Raw genomic sequence first — 3,298 nt, 5'->3', positions numbered from 1 at the left:
GCTTGAGGCCGAGCGAGATGCGGCGCTTGGCCGGATCGACTTCGAGCACCACCACGTCGACTTCCTGGGTCGTCGACAGGATCTTGCCTGGATGCACGTTCTTCTTCGTCCACGACATTTCCGAAACGTGGATGAGACCCTCGATGCCCGGCTCCAGCTCGACGAACGCGCCGTAGTCGGTGATGTTGGTGACGGTGCCCTTGATCTTCTTGCCGATCGGGAACTTGGTGCCGATCTCGGACCACGGATCGCTCTCGAGCTGCTTCATGCCGAGCGAGATACGGTGGGTTTCCTGGTTGATGCGGATGATCTGCACCTTGACCGTCTGACCGATGTTGAGGATTTCGGTCGGATGGTTGACGCGGCGCCATGCCATGTCGGTGACATGCAGCAGGCCGTCGATGCCGCCGAGGTCGACGAACGCACCGTAATCGGTGATGTTCTTGACGACGCCTTCGACAACCTGGCCTTCTTCGAGGTTCTGCACGATTTCCGAACGCTGTTCGGCGCGGCTCTCTTCGAGCACGGTACGGCGAGACACCACGATGTTGCCGCGGCGGCGATCCATCTTGAGGATCTCGAAGGGCTGCGGGTTGTGCATCAGCGGGGAGACGTCGCGGATCGGGCGGATATCGACCTGGCTGCGCGGCAGGAAGGCCACGGCGCCGTCGAGGTCGACCGTGAAGCCGCCCTTGACCTGGTTGAAGATGACGCCTTCGACGCGCTCACCCTTGGTGAACTTCTCTTCGAGACGGACCCAGCTCTCTTCGCGACGGGCCTTCTCACGGGAAAGCATCGCTTCGCCAAGCGCGTTTTCAATGCGCTCGACATAGACTTCGACGGTGTCACCAACCTTGAGGGTAGTGTCCTTGCCCTTGACGCCAAATTCCTTCAGCGGCACGCGGCCTTCGACCTTGAGGCCGACGTCGATGATGGCCATGTCCTTTTCGATCGCGGTGATCGTGCCCTTGACGACCTGGCCTTCGCCGGAATGGCCTGTTGTAAATGATTCTTCGAGCAGGCTCGCGAAATCATCGCGAGTGGGATTTGCAGCTGACATTGTTTCTCCTGGAGTGCCCCGCATCTGGAAGCGGGACGGGCGCCGTGGGTTAGCGTTGCGTTGGCCTGCCGGCGTTCCGGGCTACAAAAGCCCTGGGCCGCTCTTTAAGCGGCAATTCCGGCGCATGAAGAATGCTGGCAGGCTGGTTCGTGCCCGATATGGGTATTTTCTTCGCCTCCGACAACGGAAAGACGAGGGAAAAACCCGGATCAGACCTAGTCTCTCTTGGCCAAGACGTCATCGATGATCGCCATGGCTGCAAGAAACGCGGCTTCTATAGCCATTTCGCTGGTATCAAGCAAGTGCGCGTCGGCGGCCGGCTTCAAAGGTGAGTCGGCACGGCCCATGTCGCGCTGGTCGCGGCGCATGATATCGGCGAGGATCTCGGTAAAATCAGCGGTCCCGCCGATGCTCTCGATCTCGGCCAGCCGGCGCTGTGCTCGCACCTCGGCGCTCGCCGTCACATAGAGTTTGATGTCGGCGTCGGGGCACACCACGGTGCCGATGTCGCGCCCGTCGAGCACCGCACCCGGCGGCGTCTTGGCGAAGTCGCGCTGCTTTTCGACGAGGATGCGCCGCACGGTCGGGTACACCGCGACCTTGGAGGCCGCCTCGCCGACCGCATGCGCCGACAAGACCGTCCGGTCGAGCTTTGCCAGATCGACCTGGCGGGCAGCGGTTTCAGCCGCCGAGACATTGTCGAGCGGCAGCGCGTGCTGGATGAGCGCATAGGCCACGGCACGGTAGGTGAGGCCGGTGTCGAGCAGGTTGAGGCGGTAGTGGTCGGCCAGCCGGCGGGCGAGGGTGCCCTTGCCGGCGCCGGCGGGGCCGTCGATGGCGATGGTGAAGACGTGTGTCATTGGCAGACCGCCGAAAGGGTTGGGCGCTGGCCTGCCAACGTACCAAGGCTATTGGTTGCCACGACCGTCACCCGATCTCCGCGCCCAGCGCCGTCATCAGCCCCATGAACTCCGGAAAGCTGGTCGCGATCATGGCGGCGTCGTCAATGGTCACCGGCTTTTCCGTCGCCAGCCCCATGACCAGAAAGCTCATGGCGATGCGGTGGTCGAGGTGGGTCTGCACGGTGGTGTCCTTGCCGTTGGGATGGCCGCCAAGGCCCTTGCCGCCCGGTTTGCCGCGCACGGCAAGCGAAGCTTCGCCCTCGGTGCAGTCGACGCCGTTGAGCGTCAGCCCGTTGGCGACGGCCGACAGCCGGTCGGATTCCTTCACCCGCAACTCCTCCAGCCCCTGCATCAGCGTTTCGCCCTCGGCGAAGCTCGCAGCGACCGCCAGCACCGGATACTCGTCGATCATCGACGGCGCCCGCTCGGGCGGCACGATGACGCCCTTGAGCTCGGAGTAACGTACCCGCAGGTCGGCGACATCCTCGCCGCCGGCATTGCGTGGGTTGAGGATGTCGATGTTGCCGCCCATCTCCTGCAGCGTCAAAAGCAGGCCGGTGCGGGTCGGGTTCATCAGTACGTTTTCGATCGTGATGTCCGAACCCGGCACGATCAGGGCGGCCACCAGCGGGAAGCCGGCCGAGGACGGGTCGCCCGGCACGGCGATGGTCTGGCCGGTCAGCTTGCCCTGGCCTTCGATGAAGATGTGGCGCACGCCACGCTCGTCGGTTTCGACCGACAGATTGGCGCCAAACCCCTTCAGCATCTTTTCGGTGTGGTCGCGTGTCATCACCGGCTCGATCACCGTGGTGATGCCGGGCGTGTTGAGGCCGGCGAGCAGCACTGCGGACTTCACCTGCGCCGAGGCCATCGGCACGCGATAGGTGATCGGTGCGGCATGCTTGGGTCCATGCAGTGTGATCGGCATGCGGTCGCCCGGCGTCGCCTTCAGCACCTGCACGCCCATCTGGCGCAAGGGTTCCAGCACACGGCCCATCGGCCGGCCCGACAGCGAGGCATCGCCGATGAAGGTCGTCTCCATGTCATAGGTGCCGACAAGGCCCATGGTCAGCCGCGAGCCGGTGCCGGCATTGCCGAAATCGAGCGGGCCTTCCGGCTGCAGCAGCGCGCCGTTGCCGGTGCCGCGGATCACCCACTCGTCGCCGTTCTTCTCGATATGCGCGCCCATTGCCTTCATGGCGGCACCCGTGCGCATCACGTCCTCGCCTTCGAGCAGGCCAGTGATGCGGGTCTCGCCGGAGGCGAGGCCGCCGAACATGAAGGAACGGTGCGAGATCGACTTGTCGCCCGGCACGCGCGCGATGCCGGAAAGGGC

At 64.3% G+C, this 3,298-nt stretch carries 3 protein-coding genes; all 3 read right to left on the bottom strand.

All coding sequences use genetic code 11. The features are described 5' to 3' along the window. Positions 1-1,060, bottom strand: a 1,060-nt coding sequence (locus ENZ74_RS26405) for a 30S ribosomal protein S1 (RefSeq protein WP_164761225.1), incomplete at its 3' end; no start/stop codon positions are given. Positions 1,061-1,275: 215 nt separating this feature from the next. After that, positions 1,276-1,920 carry a (d)CMP kinase gene (gene cmk, locus ENZ74_RS26400; RefSeq protein WP_032898722.1) on the bottom strand — a complete coding sequence of 215 codons (645 nt, stop codon included), beginning with the start codon at positions 1,918-1,920 and terminating at the stop codon, positions 1,276-1,278. 67 nt (positions 1,921-1,987) lie between these two features. Then, positions 1,988-3,298: 3-phosphoshikimate 1-carboxyvinyltransferase (gene aroA / locus ENZ74_RS26395; protein ID WP_245471014.1), on the bottom strand; the 1,311-nt coding region annotated here is incomplete at its 5' end.

The organism is Mesorhizobium sp. M7A.F.Ca.CA.002.15.2.1, assembly GCF_003998715.1.
Classification (GTDB): Bacteria; Pseudomonadota; Alphaproteobacteria; order Rhizobiales; family Rhizobiaceae; genus Mesorhizobium; species Mesorhizobium ciceri.
Note: the sequence above shows the minus strand (reverse complement) of the source record. Positions and strands in the feature narration are given on the sequence as shown.

Excerpts from the sequence above, each read along its gene's own strand:
- cmk (WP_032898722.1), bottom strand. The coding sequence starts at position 1,920 with ATGACACACGTCTTCACCATCGCCATCGACGGCCCCGCCGGCGCCGGC.